The organism is Kitasatospora sp. NPDC023176 (genome assembly GCF_055560495.1).
This window is the reverse complement of the sequence record NZ_JBVHIP010000005.1, coordinates 67,814-87,058: the sequence shown is the minus strand read 5'-3', so window position 1 is coordinate 87,058 and position 19,245 is coordinate 67,814. Positions and strand designations below refer to the sequence as shown.

The 19,245-nt window shown below is 74.7% G+C and carries 16 protein-coding genes; 8 read left to right on the top strand and 8 right to left on the bottom strand.

What is annotated here, in order from left to right; genetic code table 11:
* Positions 1–26: 26 nt before the first annotated feature.
* From ACZ3YL_RS10035 to ACZ3YL_RS10025, 3 genes are all read left to right on the top strand, one after another.
* On the top strand, positions 27–2,423 hold the full coding sequence (locus tag ACZ3YL_RS10035) for a terpene synthase family protein (RefSeq protein WP_465656548.1): 2,397 nt from the start codon (positions 27–29) through the stop codon (positions 2,421–2,423).
* A 184-nt stretch (positions 2,424–2,607) separates the two neighbouring features.
* Entirely contained in the window at positions 2,608–3,405 is a 798-nt protein-coding gene (locus ACZ3YL_RS10030) for a VOC family protein (RefSeq protein ID WP_465656546.1), read from the top strand.
* Positions 3,405–3,902 carry a DinB family protein gene (locus tag ACZ3YL_RS10025; protein WP_465656545.1) on the top strand — a complete coding sequence of 166 codons (498 nt, stop codon included), beginning with the start codon at positions 3,405–3,407 and terminating at the stop codon, positions 3,900–3,902. The genes ACZ3YL_RS10030 and ACZ3YL_RS10025 overlap by 1 nt, the downstream gene beginning before the upstream one ends.
* Positions 3,903–3,951: 49 nt before the next feature.
* Here ACZ3YL_RS10025 and ACZ3YL_RS10020 read toward each other — a convergent pair whose 3' ends face one another.
* The gene (locus tag ACZ3YL_RS10020; RefSeq protein WP_465656543.1) at positions 3,952–4,713 is read right to left on the bottom strand and encodes an ArsR/SmtB family transcription factor; all 762 of its coding nucleotides are present in this window, start codon (positions 4,711–4,713) and stop codon (positions 3,952–3,954) included.
* A gap of 64 nt (positions 4,714–4,777) precedes the next feature.
* Between ACZ3YL_RS10020 and ACZ3YL_RS10015 the strand changes: the two genes are divergently transcribed.
* Positions 4,778–6,097 (top strand): cytochrome P450 family protein, encoded by a 1,320-nt coding sequence (locus ACZ3YL_RS10015; RefSeq protein ID WP_465656541.1) that lies wholly within the window; start codon positions 4,778–4,780, stop codon positions 6,095–6,097.
* The gene (locus ACZ3YL_RS10010) at positions 6,094–6,900 is read left to right on the top strand and encodes an isocitrate lyase/PEP mutase family protein (protein ID WP_465656540.1); all 807 of its coding nucleotides are present in this window, start codon (positions 6,094–6,096) and stop codon (positions 6,898–6,900) included. The genes ACZ3YL_RS10015 and ACZ3YL_RS10010 overlap by 4 nt, the downstream gene beginning before the upstream one ends.
* A gap of 21 nt (positions 6,901–6,921) precedes the next feature.
* On the opposite strand, the gene ACZ3YL_RS10005 is transcribed toward ACZ3YL_RS10010, so the two are convergent.
* A complete protein-coding gene (locus ACZ3YL_RS10005; protein ID WP_188304828.1) occupies positions 6,922–7,701 on the bottom strand; it encodes a TetR/AcrR family transcriptional regulator in 780 nt (259 codons plus the stop codon).
* A gap of 297 nt (positions 7,702–7,998) precedes the next feature.
* On the opposite strand from ACZ3YL_RS10005, the gene ACZ3YL_RS10000 reads away from it, so the two are divergent.
* Together ACZ3YL_RS10000 and ACZ3YL_RS09995 are read left to right on the top strand one after the other, a co-directional pair.
* Positions 7,999–9,534, top strand: a complete 1,536-nt coding sequence (locus ACZ3YL_RS10000; RefSeq protein WP_465656538.1) for an MFS transporter — start codon at positions 7,999–8,001, stop codon at positions 9,532–9,534.
* Between the two features lie 150 nt (positions 9,535–9,684).
* Positions 9,685–10,398 carry a helix-turn-helix domain-containing protein gene (locus ACZ3YL_RS09995; RefSeq protein WP_188307269.1) on the top strand — a complete coding sequence of 238 codons (714 nt, stop codon included), beginning with the start codon at positions 9,685–9,687 and terminating at the stop codon, positions 10,396–10,398.
* A 7-nt stretch (positions 10,399–10,405) separates the two neighbouring features.
* On the opposite strand, the gene ACZ3YL_RS09990 is transcribed toward ACZ3YL_RS09995, so the two are convergent.
* On the bottom strand, positions 10,406–10,807 hold the full coding sequence (locus tag ACZ3YL_RS09990; RefSeq protein WP_465656536.1) for a VOC family protein: 402 nt from the start codon (positions 10,805–10,807) through the stop codon (positions 10,406–10,408).
* Between the two features lie 182 nt (positions 10,808–10,989).
* Here ACZ3YL_RS09990 and ACZ3YL_RS09985 point away from each other — a divergent pair, with 182 nt between their 5' ends.
* Positions 10,990–11,955 carry a molybdopterin-dependent oxidoreductase gene (locus ACZ3YL_RS09985; protein WP_465656535.1) on the top strand — a complete coding sequence of 322 codons (966 nt, stop codon included), beginning with the start codon at positions 10,990–10,992 and terminating at the stop codon, positions 11,953–11,955.
* Between the two features lie 24 nt (positions 11,956–11,979).
* On the opposite strand, the gene ACZ3YL_RS09980 is transcribed toward ACZ3YL_RS09985, so the two are convergent.
* The 5 genes from ACZ3YL_RS09980 to ACZ3YL_RS09960 all read right to left on the bottom strand — a co-directional run bounded on the left by ACZ3YL_RS09980 (position 11,980) and on the right by ACZ3YL_RS09960 (position 19,192).
* Positions 11,980–12,213 (bottom strand): hypothetical protein, encoded by a 234-nt coding sequence (locus ACZ3YL_RS09980; protein WP_465656533.1) that lies wholly within the window; start codon positions 12,211–12,213, stop codon positions 11,980–11,982.
* Between the two features lie 120 nt (positions 12,214–12,333).
* The gene (locus ACZ3YL_RS09975) at positions 12,334–14,109 is read right to left on the bottom strand and encodes a helix-turn-helix transcriptional regulator (protein WP_188307266.1); all 1,776 of its coding nucleotides are present in this window, start codon (positions 14,107–14,109) and stop codon (positions 12,334–12,336) included.
* Between the two features lie 185 nt (positions 14,110–14,294).
* Complete coding sequence (locus ACZ3YL_RS09970) at positions 14,295–15,599, bottom strand: MFS transporter (protein WP_465656530.1); 1,305 nt, start codon at positions 15,597–15,599, stop codon at positions 14,295–14,297.
* A 53-nt stretch (positions 15,600–15,652) separates the two neighbouring features.
* Positions 15,653–16,987, bottom strand: a complete 1,335-nt coding sequence (locus tag ACZ3YL_RS09965; RefSeq protein WP_465656529.1) for a preATP grasp domain-containing protein — start codon at positions 16,985–16,987, stop codon at positions 15,653–15,655.
* A 150-nt stretch (positions 16,988–17,137) separates the two neighbouring features.
* A complete protein-coding gene (locus tag ACZ3YL_RS09960) occupies positions 17,138–19,192 on the bottom strand; it encodes an anthranilate synthase family protein (RefSeq protein ID WP_465656528.1) in 2,055 nt (684 codons plus the stop codon).
* Positions 19,193–19,245: the final 53 nt, after the last annotated feature.

Here is a 19,245-nt window from a genome sequence, read left to right as displayed (position 1 = left end):
GACGCGTCCAGAAAGGCCAGCCCGCCGTGACCCAGCCGTTCGAACTGCCGTCCTTCTACGTGCCACACCCGGCGCGGCTCAATCCGCATCTGGAGGAGGCCCGGGCCCATTCCTCGGTCTGGGCCCGGGAGATGGGGATGTTGGAGGGGTCGGGGATCTGGGACCAGGCCGATCTGGACGCCCATGACTACGGGCTGCTCTGCGCCTACACCCACCCCGATGCCTCCGCCGAGGCGTTGTCGCTGGTCACCGACTGGTACGTGTGGGTGTTCTTCTTCGACGACCACTTCCTGGACATGTACAAGCGCACCAACGACCGGGTGGCCGGCAAGGCGCACCTGGACCGGCTGCCGCTGTTCATGCCCGCCGATCCGGCCGCGCCGGTGCCCGAGCCGGAGAACCCGGTCGAGGCGGGGCTGGCCGACCTGTGGCGGCGCACGGTGCCGGCGATGGGGGAGGACTGGCGGATCCGGTTCGCGCAGAGCACCCGGAACCTGCTGGACGAGTCGCTGTGGGAGCTCGCCAACATCGACGCGGGGAGGGTCGCCAATCCGGTCGAGTACATCGAGATGCGGCGCAAGGTGGGTGGTGCGCCGTGGTCCGCGCAGCTGGTGGAGTACGCGGCCGGGGCCGAGGTGCCGAAGGAGGTGTCCGGTTCGCGGGCGCTGCGGGTGCTGATGGACGCCTTCTCCGACGCCGTGCACCTGCGCAACGACATCTTCTCGTACCAGCGCGAGGTCGAGGACGAGGGTGAACTGAGCAACGGCATCCTGGTGTTGGAGCGTTTCCTGGAGTGCTCCACCCAGGAGGCCGCCGAGGCGGTCAACGACCTGCTCACCTCGCGGCTGCAGCAGTTCGAGAACACCGTGTTCACCGAACTGCCGGTGCTGTTCGAGGAGTTCGGGATCGATCCGGCCGGCCGGGCCCGGGTGGCGGCGTATGTGAAGGGGCTGCAGGACTGGCAGTCCGGCGGGCACGAGTGGCACATGCGGTCCAGCCGGTACATGAACGGCGGTGGCACGGCGGCGGGTTCGGCGGGCGCGGTGCCGCCGGGCACGGGCGGTGCGGGGCTGCCGGGGTTGCCGGGGCTGTCCGGGGCGGGCAACTGGTGGGACCAGTACGCGATCAACGGGATCGGGACCTCGGCGCTGGACATCCTGCGCAAGGGCGGCGCGAACGCCGGCGCGCCGGCCGTGCGGCGGGCGCGCGCCCACGGGCACGTGCCGTTCCAGCCCGTCGGGCCGTCCTGGCTGCCCGAGTTCCGGCTGCCGTTCGCGCTCACCCTGAGCCCGCACCTGGACGGCGCGCGGGAGCGGGTGGTCGAGTGGGCCCAGCGGGTCGGCCTGCTGGACGCCGCCCACCCCGACGTGCCCGGATCCGGGCTCTGGGACGCCGAGTCGATGCGCGACTACGACCTCGCGCTCTGCGCGGCCGGCCTCCACCCGGACGCCACCGCCGAGCAACTCGACATCGCCTCGGCCTGGTTGGCCTGGGGCACCTGGGCCGACGACTACTACCCGGTGGTCTTCGGCCGCACCCGCGACCTGGTCGGCGCCAAGGCCGCCAACGCGCGGCTGCCGCTGTTCATGCCACTGGACGGCACCCCCGCGCCCGAGTCCGCCCACCCGCTGGAGCGTTCCCTCGCCGACATCTGGGAGCGCACCGCCGGCCCGATGAGCGTCGAGGCCCGGGGCCGGCTGCGGGAGGCCATCGAGGTGATGACGGCGAGCTGGATCTGGGAGCTCGCCAACCAGATCCAGAACCGCGTCCCGGACCCGGTGGACTACCTGGAGATGCGCCGCTCCACCTTCGGCTCCGAGCTCACCACGCTGCTCGCCCGCCTCGGCCACGGCCGGACCGTACCGGAGGAGGTCTACCGGCACGGCTCGATGCGCGCGCTGGAGAACTCGGCGATGGACTACGGCTGCATGATCAACGACCTTTTCTCGTACCAGAAGGAGGTCGAGTACGAGGGCGAGCTGCACAACATCGTGCTGGTGGTGCAGAACTTCTTCGACTGCGACTACCCGTCGGCGGTCCGGATCGTCGACGACCTGATGCACTCGCGGCTGGAGCAGTTCCAGCACGTCGCGCAGAAGGAACTCCCGGTGCTGTACGAGGACTTCGGGCTGACGGCGGACGCCCGGGAGCTGCTCGACGGGTACGTGGTGGAGCTGGAGAACTGGCTCGCGGGCGTGCTGAACTGGCACCGGGAGTGCCGCCGGTACCGCACGGCGGACCTGGAGCGGCACTTCGGCGCCGGGCGGGACCTCGCGGGCGCGGTCCTGGCGCGGGCGTCGGCGGCGGTCGAAACGGCGGGGACGGCTGGGGGCGCCGGGACGGCCGCGGTGCCGACCGGTCCGACCGGCCTGGGCACCACCTCGCTGCGCCCGCCGTGGACCGGCGCCGTCCCGGCGCACTGACCGGGCGTTCCCGGACCCGGGCGTCTCCGGACCCGGGCGTCTCCGGACCCGGGCGTCTCCGGACCCGGGCGCACCCGCGCGGTTCAGCCCGCGCGGGTGCGCCGCGTCGTGGCTAGGCTGGCGAGTCGGGGGCCGCGCGCGCCTTCCGGCGCGCGCCCGCACCGCCGGACACGAGGGCTGAGAGATGGCTGCGCTACCTGAGGGCACACCCTGTTGGGCCGACGCGATGTTCACCGACCTGGAGGGCGCCAAGGCCTTCTACGGCGACGTCCTCGGCTGGACCTTCGGCGAGAGCTCGTCGGAGTACGGCAACTACACCCAGGCGTACTCGGACGGCAAGGCGGTGGCCGCGATCGTGCCGCCGATGCCGGGGACCGAGGCGCAGTCCGCCTGGTGCCTCTACCTGGCCTCGCCGGACGCGGCCGCGACCGCCGAGCGGATCCGCACCAACGGCGGGGAGGTGGTGATGGGCCCGATGCAGGTCGGTGACTTCGGCACCATGGTGATCGCCAGGGACCCGGGCGGGGTGGCGTTCGGCGTCTGGCAGGGCGGGGTCCACGAGGGCTTCGAGAAGCAGGGCGCGCCCGGCGCGTACAGCTGGGCCGAGATCGTCACCCGCGAGCCCGCGAAAGCCGACACCTTCTTCCCGGCGGTCTTCCCGTACGGCGTGCGGAAGATGGACTCCGAGCAGTTCGACTACCGGATGTTCCTGGTCGGCGGCGAGCCGGTGCTGGGCCGGATGGGCGCGGAGGGCGACTTCCTGCCGCCCGAGGCGCCCTCGTACGTGAGCGTCTACTTCGCCGTGGACGACGCCGACGCCGCGATCGAACGGCTGAGGAAGCAGGGCGGCACGGTGTACTTCGGGCCGATGGACAGCCCGTTCGGGCGGTTCGCCGCCGTCGGTGACCAGCAGGGCGCGGCCTTCGGGCTGATCGACCTCGGCCGGACGGTGGGCGCGCGGCCGCCGACGACGGACGTCTGATGGGCGAGCGCGAGGAGCTCGTCGAGACGCTGGACAAGCACCGCGGGCTGCTGCGCCGCACCGTCCGGGACCTCGGTGACGAGCAGGCGGCCCGGCGCACCACGGCGAGCGAGCTGTGCCTGGGCGGGCTGGTCAAGCACGTGGCGGCGGTCGAGGCGCGCTGGGCGCGGTTCATCACCGGCGGCGCGGAGGCGATGCGCGGCGGAGACGACGGGGACGACGGGGACTGGGCGGCGCAGTTCCGGATGGCGGACGGCGAGACCCTGGCCGGCCTGCTCGCCCGGTACGAGGCGGTGGCGCGCGGCACGGACGAGCTGGTCCGGAGCCTGCCCGACCTCGACCTCGCCCACCCGCTGCCGTCGGCGCCCTGGTTCGAGCCGGGGGCGAGCTGGTCGGCCCGGCGGGTGCTGCTGCACCTGATCGCGGAGACCGCGCAGCACGCCGGGCACGCCGACATCATCCGGGAGGCGCTGGACGGGGCGAAGTCGATGGGGTGAGTCGATCGGGCGAAGCCGATGGTGTGAGCGGCGGGTGCCCCGAAGGGGCTCAGGGCACCTCGACGCCGAGCAGCTCGCGCAGCGCCCGGCCCCCGTCCGGGGTGACCCGCAGGGCCCGGCCGGAGCCGATCCGCTCGACCCAGGCGCGGTCCAGCGCGGCCCGGCAGAGCGCGGCGCCCAGCGCGCCGCCGAGGTGACTGCGGCGCTCCGTCCAGTCCAGGCAGCTGCGCACCACCGGGCGCGCGCCCGGGCGGCCGGAGCGCGGCGGCAGTTCGATGGCCTGCGCGGCCAGCCAGGCGTGGCCGCGTCGGGTGATGGCGAGCCCGGCCCGGTCGGTGACCAGGCCGCGGTCGAGCAGGGCGTCGGCGACGGCCACGCCGAGGCGGCCGGCCAGGTGGTCGTAGCAGGTGCGGGCGCGGGCCTCGGCGCTCTGCCGGGTGGCCTCGCGGAGGGTGCGGGGGCCTGGCCGGGCGGATTCACCCGCGGAATGTCCGATGGCTCCGGCCGCGGCCTCGGCGAAGACCGTCAGGTCCTCGATCAGCGTCGCGACGGCGGGGGAGGCCAGCCGGACGTACCGGTGCCGCCCCTGCCGCTCCTCGGTCAGCAGCCCGCCCGCGATCAGCCGGGACAGGTGCTCGCTGGCCGTCGACGGCGCGACGCCCGCCGACCGGGCCAGCTCGCCCGCCGTCCAGGCCCGGCCGTCCAGCAGGGCGGAGCAGAAGGCGGCGCGGGTGGGGTCGGCGAGCAGCGCGGCGAGGGCGGCGAGCGGCGAGCCCCGGTGGTCCACTGGCGTGCGTCCAAGGTCGGGCATGCCCCCATCGTCGCCCCGGCACGGTTCGGCCGGGACCGAAACGACCCGGGGCCACGATGGGGGCATGAGCGATCCGACGCCCCGAGGACTGACCTTCTCCCACGACCAGGACGTGACCGCGGCCCTGGCCGACCCGGCCCTCGTCCCACCGCCGGCCACGCCCGGCCCGTACGGCACGGTGGCCTGGCTGCGGGCCACCGTCGCCCGGTTCAGCGCGGGCGAGCCGCACGCCCGGCGCCGGGCGCTGGTGCTGGCCGACCTGCACCGGCTGGACCTGGTCAAGCTGCGGATCCTGGCCGCGGGCGGCTACCAGCCGGACGTCCGGCTGCGGGTGGTACGGGTGCTGGCGACGATGCTCGGCCTGGCCGATCCGGCGACCGTCGCGCGGGACGTGAAGGCGGTGGCCCGGGCGTACTTCGAGCCGGCCCCGGCCGAGTCGGCCCTGGACGGCCCGGCCCCGGGCGACCCGGAGGCGGATGCGGCGGTGGCCCGGCTGCTGCCCGCCATGGGCGACGAGGACGCGGAGACGGCGGCGAACCGGATCGGCCTGCTGGTGCAGGCCTGCGACGCCACCGCCACCCTCGTCGAGCACGCCCGGCGGCACCCCGACGGCCTGGCCGGCGCCCTGCGGGACGATCCGCCGGTCCGGGTGATGCGCCGGTTCGCGGCCCGGGCGACGGTGGTCGGCGGGGTCGCGGTGCCCGCCGGGGCGCACGTGCTGCTCGACCTCGACGCCGCCCGGGGCCCTGACCGTGAGCCGCCGGCCTTCGGCGCTCCGCCCCGGCTCTGCCCGGGCCGCGCGCAGGCGATGGTGATCGCCGAGGGCATCCTGTACGGCTCCTCCGACCCGTCGGACACCTCCGTGCCGCCCGCCGAGACCCACCTCGACCAGGCCGGACTCGCCGCCCTGATCCCGGAGACGATCGCGCACGTGCTCGCCCTGGCGGACACCTGGACGGACTGGGACGGGCGCCCGGTGGTCAACGCCGACGACCGGACCTACACCCCGCACAAGGTGGTGCGCCGGGTCGCCGACCACCTCCTCGACCATCTGGCCGAGGTGGAGGCCCGCCTGGCCGGCGAACCCGCCGCTGCCGACCACTGGCACGCCTCCAACGTCACCACCCCGGCCGACCTCGTACCGTTCACCGCCGCCGACCTGGACGAGACCCGCAGCCGGCTCACCCGGCTCGGGCGGATCTGGGCCCAGCGGGTGGCCGCGCTGCCGGAGCGGCAGCTGGACGACTCGCCGGGGGCGGGCTGGAGCTTCCGGCAGATCGTCTGCCACCTCGCCAGGACCGCCGCCTACTACGCGGACTCGGTGGGCCCCACCACGAGCAAGGACTCGGTGGGCCCCGCCACGAGCAAGGAGCAGCCGCGATGACCACCACCCCCGCCCCGATGACCGCGTTCACCGCCCTGCACCACCGCCCCGGCCGACCGCTGCTGCTCCCGAACGCCTGGGACCACGCCTCGGCCGCCGCCCTCGCCGCTGCCGGGCACCCCGCGATCGGCACCACCAGCCTGGGCGTGGCGGCCGCCGCCGGACTGCCCGACGGCGCCGCCGCCACCCGGGCGGAGACCGTCCGGCTGGCCCGCCGGCTGGCCCGCCGGCTGGGCCGGGACGGCTTCCTGCTGAGCGTGGACGTGGAGTCCGGGTTCAGTGACGACCCGGCCGAAGTCGCCGCGCTGGCCGTCGAGTTGGCGCGGGCCGGGGCGGTCGGAATCAACCTGGAGGACGGCCGGCCGGACGGCACGCTGGCGCCGTCCGGGGCGCACGCAGCGAAGGTCGCGGCGGTGAAGGCCGCCGTCCCGGAGCTGTTCGTCAACGCCCGTACCGACACCTACTGGTGCGGGTACGGGGACCCCGAGCCGGAGACCGATCGCCGGCTGGCGGCCTATCGGGAGGCGGGGGCGGACGGCGCGTTCGTTCCCGGGCTGAGCGAGCCGGCGGCGATCGCCCGGCTGGCCGGACGGTCGCCCCTCCCGCTCAACATCCTCTGGACGCCGACCGGCCCGGGCCTCGCCGAGCTGGCCGCGCTCGGGGTGGCCCGGGTCAGCCTGGGCTCGCTGCTGTACCGCTCGGCGCTGGCGGCGGCGGTGGCGACGGCCGCCGCGGTGGCCTCGGGCGGGCCGGTCGGGCCGGTGCCCGGCTACGCCGAGGTCCAGGCACTGAGCGGGAGTTGACGGCTGGTCTGGGGCGGTGGTTCAGGACGTGGAGCGCCTCGCCTCGATGCCGTCCAGGATGACGTCGAGGCCGCGGCGGAAGCTGCTGTCCCGGCCGGCCTCGATCTCCCCCGGCACCTCGGTGGTGTACAGCCGGTGCAGTCGCGGGTACGGCCGGGTGGCGTCGACGACGGCGGGCAGCAGCCGGTCCATGAACTCCTGCTCACCCTGGCCGCTCTTGGTCAGCGCGCTCAGCCAGGCGGCCTCCACGGTGGCGGTGCCGATGGTGTAGCCCGTGACGACGCTCATCACGTCGCTGGCCTCGCCGAGGTCGAAGCCGGCCGTCTCCATCAGGACCAGCAGGGCCTCGGAGAGCCGCATCCAGTTGGGGCCGAGGTAGACCATTCCGACGTCGCCGATCACCGAGACCATCCACGGGTGGCGCACGATGGCCGCGCGCATCCCCTCGGTGCACTCGACGATGGCCGCGCGCCAGACCTTCGGGTCCTCGGCGCCCTCGGCCCGGGCGAGCGGGAGTTCGCCGAAGACATGGTCGACGACCAGGGCGAGCAGCTCGTCCTTGTTGGCGACGTGGGTGTAGAGCGAGGTGGCGCCGGCGTTGAGGCGGGCGCCGAGCTTGCGCATGCTCAGCGCCTCGATGCCGTCGGAGTCCAGCAGGGCGAAGGCCTCGGCGACGATCTGCTCGCGACTGAGGGCGGGCTGGGTCCGCCGTTTCTGCGGACGGTTCCACGGCGACGGGAAGTCCGGCTGGGCGTCGGTCCGGTGCTCCGGCGGGGTGTCGTCCTCCGACGTGGCCGTCATCAGGCCCTCCATTCCACATGCCCCCTGGTCGGGTGCGGTCCGTCCAGCATAGGCCCCGGCGCCGCACACCGTACGGCTGTCCGCACACCGTACGGCGGCCCGTACGTTGTGCGGCCATCCGTACATCGTGCGGTCTTGCGAACAGTGTTCGGTGTCCGTACAGTGTTCGGCGTAGCGCACACCGTTCGGTCAGGGACGGTCGAACGGTGTGCGCCATGAGGACTTCCGCGCGGCCTGCCGCCGACGCGAGGACGTGCGCGGGCTGCGGCCGACGCGCCGAACCGAAGGGGGAACGTGGTGGACCGTCAGGCGGATCGTCACCCGCGTCGCTGGCTCATCCTGGTCGTGCTCTGCCTCAGCAGCCTGGTGCTGGTGATCGACAACATGGTGCTCACGGTGTCCATCCCGCCGATCGCGGAGGACCTCAAGGCCGGGGCGCAGGACATCCAGTGGATCATCGACTCGTACATCCTGGTCTTCGCCGGACTGCTGCTGACCTCGGGAAGCCTCTCCGACCGGTTCGGACGGCGAAAAGTGATGATCATCGGGCTGGCGCTGTTCGGCGCCGCCTCACTGGTCGCAGCGGTCGCCTCCAGCCCCGGTGAACTGATCGCCGGCCGCGTGCTGATGGGCGTCGGCGGCGCCCTGGTCATGCCGAGCACCCTGTCCATCCTGATCACCGTCTTCGACGACGAGGAGCGGCCCAAGGCGATCGCCGCCTGGAGCGCGGTGGCCATGATCGGCCTGGTCGGCGGCCCGGTGCTGGGCGGCGCGCTGATCGCCCACTTCTGGTGGGGCGCGGTGTTCCTGCTCAACGTGCCGGTCGCGGCCGTGGCCATCGTCGCGGCGGTCGTGCTGATGCCGGAGTCCAAGGGCCCGTGGCGCAAGCCCGACCTGCCCGGCATGCTGCTCTCCATGGTCGGCATGACCGCCCTGGTCTGGTCGATCATCGTGCTGCCGCGGGACGGCTTCGCCCACGTCAACACCCTCGGCGCGATGGCCCTTGCGGTCGCCGCGCTGACCGGCTTCGGCATCCGTCAGGTCCGCACCGACTCGCCGATGGTCCCGCTCAAGCTGTTCCGCAACCGGGTCTTCACCGGCGCCAGCTTCTCCCTCGTCCTGCTCACCTTCGCCACCGGCGGCCTGATGCTGGTGCTCACCCAGTACCTGCAGTTCGTGCTGGAGTTCTCGCCCACCGACACCGGCCTGGCCTTCATCCCGCTGGCCATCGCCTCGCTCGCCTTCAACGTGATCGGCGCCGCGCTCGGCAAGAAGCTCCCGGCCCGGGTGCTCACCTCGGTCGGCATGGTGATCATCGCCGGCGGCTTCGGACTGCTGGCCACTCTCTCCGTCGGCGACGGCTTCGGCAAGGTCGCCCTCGCCATGCTGGTGCTCGGCATCGGCTCCGGCCTGGGCATGCCCGCCGCCGCCAACGCCCTGATGGGCGCCATCCCCGGCGAGCACGCCGGCGTCGGCTCCGCCCTCAACGACACCATCCAGCAGTCCGGCGCCGCCCTCGGCGTGGCCATCCTCGGCACCGTGCTCTCCAGCACCTACACCGGCGCGATGCCCACCGACGCCCCTGCCCCCGCCCGGCACGCCATCACCGACGCGCTCGCCCTCTCCGCCGGCAACGGCGCCCTGGCCCGGGCCGCCCGGGAGGCCTTCAACACCGCCACCTCCACCACCTTCACGGTCGGCGGGATCGCCGTCCTGGTGGCCGCGGTGCTCACCCTGGTGCTGATGCGGGGCACGCCGGCTGCCGAGGCCGGTGCGGAGCCCGTCGAGGCCGCCGCGGAGCCCGTCGAGCCCGCCGTCGAGGCGGTCGTCTGAGCCCGCTCCGAAGCGGCCGGCCCCCCTGACCGGCCGCCCCCCGCCCCCCGCCGGCCCCGGCTGCCCCGCGCAGCCGGGGCCGGCGGGCCGTCCGGGCCCGCCGGGGGCTCCCGGAACGCGCCGCCCGTCCGGCGCGCGTAGCCTTCGAGCATGCCCAGCCACTACGCGGAGCGCCCGTCCCGGCTGCCCGGGGCGGTGCTGTGGACGAAGGGCGCCGACGCGGCGGACGGCGGTGCGGCGGACGGCGGCGCGGGCGGGCTGGTGCTGCCGGACGGCTGCATGGACCTGCTGTGGACCGAAGGCCGGCTGCTGGTCGCCGGGCCGGACACCCGGGCGTTCCGGCCCGGACCGGGACTGCGCGGACCGTGGGCGGGCATCCGCTTCCGCCCCGGCGCCGGACCGGCCCTGCTCGGCCTCCCGGCGCACGAACTGCGCGACCGCCGAGTCGAGTTGGCCGACCTGTGGCCCGGTGGCGAGGTACGGCGGCTGACCGAACGGACCGACGCCGCCGCCGACCCGGCCGCCGCCCTGGAACAGCTGGCACTGCGCCTGGCGGCCACCACGCGGCCCGAGGACCGGCTGGTACGGGCGGTGGCCGACGCGCTCGCCGCCGGGCACAGCGTCGCGGCCACGGCCGAGGCGGTCGGCCTCGGCGCCCGGCAGCTGCACCGTCGCTCACTGGCCGCCTTCGGCTACGGCCCCAAGACACTGGCCCGGATCCTGCGGCTGCAGCGCGCCCTCGGACTGGCCCGTTCCGGCGTCCCGCTCGCCGAGACGGCGGCCCGGACGGGCTACGCGGACCAGGCGCACCTGGCGCGGGACGTACGGGAGTTGGCGGGGACGAAGGTGACGGCGCTGCTGTGAGAGCGGGCTAGAGGGGTGCGAGCAGGTCGACCCCGTTGCCGTCCGGGTCGCGCAGCGAGGCGTAGCGCTGGCCCCAGAAGGCGTCCCAGGGCTTCAGCTCCCCGTGGTACCCGGCGGCGGTCAGCTCCTGGTACACCGCGTCCACGTGCGCCGGGCTCTGGCAGTGGAACGCCAGCGCCGCCCGTGCGCCGCCGGTCGGCGGCTGCCAGTCGGGGTGGAAGGAGCGGATGGTCGACTCGGCGTCGAGGACCAGCAGCAGGCCGCCGGGCAGCTCCGCCTCGGCGTGCGGCTGCTGCTCGGAGCCCTCGGGGAAGGCGAGCCCCAGCCGCCGGTAGAAGGCCACCGAGGCGGCCATGTCGGAGACGGCGAGACCGATGAAGGCGAACTGCGGTGCGGGGGTGCTGTTCATGTCCGTCACGGTAGGCGGGCCGCGGGCGGGGGTCTTGAACGAATCGGACACCCCGGCCGCCTCGGGTCCGGCCGCTCCCCTCGCGGCCGCTTTGAGGCCGGCCGGTGCCGGGCGGCCCGTTGTCAGCCGCTCCTAGTACTGTCGATCATGGCAACAGTCGTTTCAGCACGGGGGTGTGGCGCATGTTCAGAACGGATCCGGAGACGCCCGACGTCTTCCTCACGCCGGTCGAGGAGGTCTTCATCCGCAGCCACCTCGCCCGGCATTCGGGGCTCGATGCCGACACCTGGACGCTCACCGTCGAAGGCCTGGTGGAGCGGCCGCTGCGGCTGGACTTCCGGGCCCTCCAGGGCCTCCCGCAGCGCCGGTTCACCGCCGTCCACGAGTGCTTCGGCAATCCGCTGCGCCCCACCGTGCCCACCCGGGCCGTCACCAACGTGGACTGGGTCGGGGTCCCGCTCGCCGAGGTGCTGGAGCTGGCCGGGCCGCGCCCGGAGGCCCGGCACGTCTGGCTGGAGGGCGCCGACCGCGGCGACTTCGCGGGGGAGAGCGGTGTGAGCTACCTCAAGGACCTGCCGCTGGAGGAGGCGCGGACCGAGGTGTTCCTCGCGCACCGGATGAACGGTGAGGCGCTGCGCCCCGACCACGGGTACCCCGTGCGGGCGGTGGCGCCCCGGATGTTCGGCACCAACTCGGTCAAGTGGCTGACGCGCGTGGTGCTGGCCGCCGAACGCCCCGAGCACCTCTTCACCACCCGGCTCTACACCCGGGTGCTGCCGGGGGAGAGCGAGGCCCGGCCGGTCCGCGAGAAGGACGTCAGCAGCAAGCTGCTCAGCCCGCCGGACGGCGCCACCGTGCCGGCCGGAGCCGCCGAACTGGCGGGCTACGCCTGGAGTTCCACCGAGGTGACGGCCGTCGAGATCGCCGTGGACGACGGCGACTGGCAGCCCGCCGAGCTGGACGGGCGCGGCCCGCACCCGAGTTGGCAGCGGTTCCGGCTGCGGTACGACCTCGCCGCGGGGCCGCACCGCGTCCGCTGTCGGGCCACCGACTCCGCCGGGCGGGTCCAGCCGCTCGACGGGGACCGGAACGCCGTCCACGAGATACGGGTGACCGCGGCGGTCAGTGGGCGGCCGGCTGGGCGGTGACCGCCGGGCGGACCTTGGCCGGCATCAGGTCGAGGAACTGGTCGGGTGGCGGAAGCTCGCGAAGTGGCCGGCGTTCCGGATCAGCGCGAACTCCTTGACCGGGGCGGTGACGTCGTCGAAGAACCGCTTCGCCGGTGCGGGCGGGGTGAGGACGTCGCCGTCGCCCTGGAAGACGAAGAACGGGATCCGGAACTCCGTCCCCTCCGCCCGCTCGTCGAAGGCCGCGGCCTCCAGCTGGAGCCGCTCGGAGAACTCCATTCCTCGACGGCGTCCAGCTGCTCCTCGACCAGCCCGACCAGCCCGACCAGCCCGACCAGCCCGACCAGCCCGCGCGGCCGGCCCCGGGCGGGGCCGCGCCGGGGGCGTGAGGGCGCCCGGTCAGTACATCCCGAGGTCGGCGATGCCGGGGCGGTCGACGGCCCAGAGGTGGGCGTGGCGGGCCAGGTCGACCCGGGAGCTGAGCCCGACCTTCCGGAAGATGTTGCGCAGGTGGTAGTTGACGGTGTGCGGGGAGCGGTGGATCCGGGAGGCCACCTGCTGGTTGGTGAGGCCCTGGCTGACCAGGTGGGCCACGGTGCGTTCGACGTCGCTCAGGGCGTCGGCGTTCTCCTCGGCCGCGCGGGCGCCCGGGTCGGGGGCGGGCAGGGTGAGCACCGGGGTCGGAGTGGCCGGTACGGCTGCGGCCCGGACGGCTGTCGACGGTGCGGGGCCGGCCGGCCGGGGCCGGGGTGGGGCGTCCGTGACGGTCGCGAAGGGGTCCCGTCGGCGGGAGCGGGCGTCGAGCAGGGCCGCGAGGTCCTCGGCGGCGGCGGTCCGGGCCCAGTGGTGGCCGTGGTCGGTGGCCGCGCGCACCAGGCCGTCCGGGTCGCCGTGCAGCAGGCTGACGGCGTGCCCGGCGGCGGCCGCGAGGGGGGCGATGCCGGGGTTGTCCTCGGCGAGCCGCTCGGCTTCCTGAGCGGCGATCACGGCCCAGTGCGGGTCCCCGGCTTCCAGGGCGGTCCGGACGAACCAGGCGGCGGCGCCCGGTTGGCGGGTGAAGAGCGCGGCCCGCGACGCCGGGTCGGAGTAGCGCGGTTCGAGCTGCTCCAGCGCGGCGTGCGCCCCGTGCCGGGCGGCGGTGACCTGCAGCTCGACCCAGTCGTAGACCGGTGAGGGCATCCGGCCGGCGCCGTCGGCGAGGGCCTGGCGGTAGCGGCGGACGAAGGCCTCGGCGCCGTGGTGGTCGCCGAACCTGAGGGCGAGCTCCCCGAGGGTGGCCAGCAGCGGCGGCACGTACAGCAGGGTGCCCCGGCACATCGCCGCCGCGAGCGCCTGCTGGGCCTCGTCGCGGGCTTCGGCGAGCCGGCCCCGGTGGCCCAGCAGCCGGGCCCGGTGCAGGGCGACGACGGAGTCCATCCCGCCGCCGCCCAGCCCGGTCAGGTCGGCGACGGCGGTCCGTACGGTGGATTCGGCCTCGGCGTGGGCGCCGACGTCGACGAGCCGGTCGGCGAGCACCAGGCGGAGGTAGGCGCGCCAGACCGGCGAGGGCATGGCGCTCGCACCGGCCGCAGCGGACCGGGCCAGCCGCAGCCCTTCGGCGAGGCGTCCGTCGGCGAGCACCAGGTCGGAGAGGACGGCCGTGGCGGCGAGCAGCTCCGCGTCCGGGGTGATCCGCTCGTCGTAGCCGCGCAGCACGGACTCGGCGTGCCGGCGGCCCCGGTCGGCGTCCTGGAAGTACCGGCCGAAGGCGCGTCCGGCCAGGACGGCACTGCGGACGGTGTCCGGCAGTTCGGCCGAACCGGCGGTGCCGCGGCCGAGGATCTCCTCGGCGGTGGCGAGGGCCAGGCGGACGTCCCCGCCGGCCAGCCGCAGTTCGACCAGCAGGCACCGCAGGCGGGCGTTGAGCTCCGCGGGCAGGCCGAGGGTCAGGGCCGTGCCGAGGAGGTCCACGGCGCGGTCGAGGGAGCCGACCGAGGCCAGGGCCCGCAGCAGCCCGAGCGGGTCGGTGACGAGGGCGCGCAGCAGCGCGCCGATCTGGTCGGCGCTGCCCTGGGCGGCGAGCAGGCGGGCGGAACTCAGGAGTGTCGAGTCCGCGCGCTTCTCGGTGATGCCGATGAGTGGGTCGGCGGTGCTGGCGGGCACCGCCGACGGCAGTGACAAGGACAATGGGTTCACACCGCTCTCCCCGTGTCCGCGGCACGCGGGGCGGCCGCGGATCGATCGTCTCGCGCTGGTTCACCACGGCGCCCGGGACGGTGTCAAGTCCCGGGCACGGAAAGGATTCTACGGTCCTTGATCGGCCTTTGGTGTGAACACGCCGTTAAACGTCACGGGACGGAACGTCGGTGTGCGATCCGTGGTCAGGAGGTGTCGCGAGCCTCCAAGTGCGCTCCGTGCGAACGGCGTTCGGCCGAGGCGCTGACGAGGGTGAGCAGCAGGGTCAGCGCCGCGCCGCACAGCACCGCCGCGCCCGGCGCGGCGTTGGCCAGGATCAGCGCGGCGAGCGAGGCGGTGAGGCTGTAACCGACACCCTGCACGGCGTACATGACGGAGTACCCGGCCGCGAGCATCCCGGCCGGCACCCGCTCGCGCAGCGACAGGTTGCGGGTGACCATCACCCCCGACTTGAACGCCCCGGCCAGGACCAGCCCCACGGCGATGCCCACCAGGCCGGGCAGCACCGCGATCAGGGCCACGAACGCCGCCATCGCGACCAGCAGCACCAGACTCTGCGCCCGCGGCCCGCCCGGCCACCGCCGGGCGCCGTACAGCAGACCGCCGACCACACTGGCGACCGAGAACGCGGTCAGCAGCGGGCCCGACCAACTGACCGGCAGCCCACGGGACTCCAGCAGGGCGGGCAGCACCAGCTCGGCGGTGGCCAGCAGGGCCATCGCGGCGGCGCTGGTCAGGTAGACCGGCCAGCCGGCCGCCAACGCCCGCCCCCGGGAGACCTGCCGGCCTGCTTCCTGGTCGGCCTGCTCCTGACCGGTGCCGAGATCCGGCAGCAACCGGACCCCGAACGCGGCCAGCGCGGCGCAGCAGGCGGCGAGTCCGAGCGGCGCGCCGGGCGTCGCGCCCAGGGCCAGGAACGCCACCGCGGCCGGGGCGACCGCCCAGATGCCCTGGGTGAGCGTGGTCTCCACGCTCAGCGCCCGGGGCACGCCGTGCTCCGGCACCGCGGCCACCAGCAGCGCGCGCAGCCCGCCGGCGTGCGCGGCGGGGGCGGCGCCGGCCAGGAACGCCAGCGCCATGGCGAGCGCGGGCGGCGCCGAGCGGCAGAAGGCCAGCCCGGCGAAGGCGGCCGCGCCGCCCAGCAGGCCGAGGGAGAGCTCGCGCCGCAGCCGGGCGCCGTGCAGCCGGGCCCCGAGCAGCGGCGCGCCGACCACCTCGCCCACCACGTACGCCCCGCCGAGCACCGCGCCCAGGGTGTATCCGCCGGAGGTGTCGCGGACCAGGAACACCAGGGCGAGCGGCGCCATGGCGACCGGCAGCTTCGCCGCCAGGGTGACCAGCAGCCAGGGGCGCACCCCGGGGCGGGCCAGCAGCTCCCGGTACCCCATGGCGGGGGGACCGGACCGGTCCTGCTGCCGCACGGCGCCGTCCGCCTTCACGGTGCCTCTCGCGGTGGCTCCCGCGCCGTCGTTCTCGTCGCCCTCACTCACTGGCGTCCTCCTTCCGGACCGGTTCCGCCGGACACCCGTCCTCGCGCCCGTCCTCACTCACCCGCGCTCCCGAACAGGGCGTCCACTTCCTCCTCCAGTACCCGCGCGGCCGCGTCGTCCTCCGCGATCAGGCAGCAGCCGCCGAAACCGCCGGTGCGGCCGTTGTCGTGGACGGTCACCACCACGCCGGTGCGGGTGGCCGGGTCGAAGCCCAGCGAGGTGGCGGTGAGCTTGTCCAGCGTCGTACGGAAGTCGGGGAAGGCGACCCGGCGCTTCTCGATCAGTACCCGCTCGCGGGTGTAGTCGCCGCCGACGAGCTCCTCGCCGATCCGGTGGATGTGCGCGGAGCCGACGACCCGTCCGTTGACCTCGTTGACCAGGATGGTGTCGTCCGGGGTGACGATCGCGTCGACGCTCAGGCTGCCCCGGTAGCCCATCCGGTGGAGGGTCTCGGAGAGCCGCCGGGAGTCGTCCAGGAAGCCGGCGAAGGCGGGCAGCCGCACCGAGGGCGCGGGCACGATCAGCCCGTTGATCACCGGCTTCATCCGCATCTCGCCGTGGCCGACGAGCCGTACGCCCTCGTCGGTGACGAGCAGTTCGGAGTAGATCGCGGGCGACTCGGGGGTGTAGTGCTCCAGGACCACCCGGCCCCGGTGCGGACCGGAGTAGTGCGACCAGCGCCGGTCCAGGTGGGCGGCGAGCGCGGCGCGGTCGGTGATCAGCTCGGTGCCGGTTGCCCCGATCGGGCGTACCCCGGGCACCGGGCTGACGATCTCGTTGCCGATGCCGCCGACGTGGAAGTCCTGCTTGACGATGACCGGCCGACCGGCGCGGATCGCCTCCCAGAGGAACTCCTCCGCCTCCTGCCGGTCGTCGGTGACCGTGCCGAACGGCACCGGGATGCCGTGGCCCACGGCCAGGGCCCGGAAGACGGCCTTGCTGTTCAGCAGGGCGGTGCCGCTCTGCGCGGCGAACGGGAAGCCCGGGGTGTGCTCGTCGAGCCCGAGGGTGCGGGCGAGCCGCACGCTGACCCGGTCGAAGTGGAAGGGCAGGATGGTGCGGACCCCGTGCTCGCGCACGGCGGCCCGCAGCCGGGCGACGAACTCCGGGTCCTCCAGCCGGTCCCGGGAGAGCACGTCCTCGCCGAGGTCGCCGACCGGCGGCACGACGACGGCCCAGGAGCCGCGGTCGATGCCCTTCAGGGCGGCGACGTAGGAGAGGAACTCCTCGTCCAGCCCGACCGGGAGGACGAGGACGTCACCCTCCTCGGCGAGCCAGACCATCCGCTGGGCCTGGCCGGCCACGTAACGGCGGTACTCGGGGGTCAGCGAGCCCAGGTCGCCGATCATCTCGTCGGTCCGCTGGTTGCTCACGATCAGTTTCGGCATGACGGGTCCTCTCCGGGGTGGGGTGGGTGGGTGTTCGTGCGGGGGTGGGTGGTGGCGGTGGCCGTCTCGGACGTGCGTACGGCTCCGGGGGTGGGTCCGATCAAGGCGCGCGTGACGGGCGTACGTCCGGTCAGGGCGCGCGTGACGGGTTCAGGAAGCCCGCACGGCGCCGGCCGGGACGGCGAGCAGCCCGGTCACCGACTCGCGCAGGATGTCGAAGCCGTCGGTGCTCAGGACGGACTCGGGGTGGAACTGCAGCGAGCGGAAGTGCGGTCCGCGCAGGCCGTGCACCTCGCCGCTGCCGGCGTCCCGGCTGACCGTGACGGTCCGGGCCAGGCCCCGGGGTATGAAGTCGTCGCGGTCCGCGAGGGCGGCGAAGCTGTTGTAGAAGCCGACCCGGCGGGGGCGGCCGAACAGGTCGACGACCTGCTGCCGGCCCTGGTTCGGTTGCGACTTGCGGACCAGGGGGAGGCCCAGTTCACCCGCGAGCACCTGATGGCCGAGGCAGACCGAAAGGAACGGCTGCTCCCCGTCGAGGAGTTGGCGGGTGAGCGCGCGGAGCGTGGCGATCTTGGCGTCGCCGACCTCCCGGGGGTCGCCGGGGCCCGGTCCGACCAGCACCAGGTCGGCCTGGTCCAGCTCGATCCGGCCGTCCGTTCCCCGGGTGAGGGCGTCCCAGCGGCGGATCTCCGGTTCCAGTCCGAGGGCGGCGAGTTGATGGCCGATCATCGCGGTGAAGGTGTCCTCGGCGTCGACCAGCAGTACCCGTCCCCGGGCCGGGTCCCCGTCGGCGAGACCGCCCGAGAGCCCACCCGAGAGCCCACCCGAGAGCCCGCCCGGGGCGCCGTCCGGCCGGCTCAGCCAGAACGGCGCCAGCTGGGCGTTGCGCCCGGCCAGTGCGGCCCGGATCCGGGCGTCCTCGGCCCAGGAGGCGGTGCCACCGGCTCCCGGCGCGGCCCCGGCTCCCGGCGCAGGGGCGGCGCCGTCCGGCGTCCCCCGGACGGCCGCGAGCATCCCCGCCGCCTTGGCGTACGTCTCGGCGACCTCGGCCCCGGGGTCGGAGTGCCGGACCAGGGTCGCGCCGACGCCCATCCGCAGCCGGCCGTCCGGGTCGATCCGGGCGGTGCGGATCAGGATCGCCGAGTCCAGCCACCGCCCGCCGGCCGCATCCCGGCCGACCAGGGCCAGCACGCCGCTGTAGTAGCCGCGCCCGCCCGGTTCGTAACGACTGATCAGCTCGCACGCGGACTCCAGCGGGCTGCCGGTGACCGTGGGCGCGAACAGGGTCTCCCGCAGGATGTCCGGCACCGGCCGGGTGCTGCGCCCCTTGATCAGGTACTCGGTGTGGGCCAGCCGCGCCATCGGCTTGAGGTACGGGCCGATGACCCGCCCGCCGTCCTCGCAGATCCGGCCCATCATCTTGAGTTCCTCGTCGACCACCATGAGCAGTTCGTCGGTCTCCTTGCGGTCCGCGAGGAAGTCGAGCAGCCCGGGCACGGACGGCCCGTCGGCGGGGTAGCGGTACGTCCCGCTGATCGGGTTCATCACCACCTCCCCGCCGATCGCGCTGACGTGCCGCTCCGGTGAGGCGCCGACGAAGTAGCGCTCGCCCGCGCGGACCAGGAACGTCCAGTAGGTGCCGCGCTCCTGGGCCAGCAGCCGGCGGAAGACCGACAGTGCGGCCCGCGGGCCGAAGGCGTCGATCTCGGCGACGAAGGGCCGCTCCAGGACGAAGTTGGCGCCGCGCCCGCGCCCGATCTCCTCGGTGAGCACGGTCCGGACGAGTTCGGCGTACGCCTCGTCGTCCAGCGCGAACCCGGCTTCACTGAGCGCCAGTCGGTCGTCCGGAAGCAGTCGCAGCGCGTCCGCGAGGTCGACCGTCTCCTGCTCGGTGATCCGCAGTGCCAGCAGCGGGGCGCCGTCGTCGGGGGCGGCGAAGCCCCGCTCCGCGACCTGCCGGAACGGCACCACGACCAGCAGCTCGTGCCGGGCGCCGGTGGTCTCCTCCGGCCCGTCCCCGAGCGGCAGCTCGGCCAGCGAGGCCACCTCGGCCACCTCGCCGGTCACCACCTCGACCCGGTCGGCCGCGCCGCTCTCCGGCCGGTGCAGCAGGGCGTACGCGGCGGGCTCGCCGCCCGGTGCGAGCAGCCTGCCGAACAGACCTCCCGGGGCCTCGTCGTGCAGCGGCCGGGTGTGCCCGGTCATGGCGCCTCCTGGAACGGCTGGAGCGAGCGGAAGAGGGGATGACGACGACACTT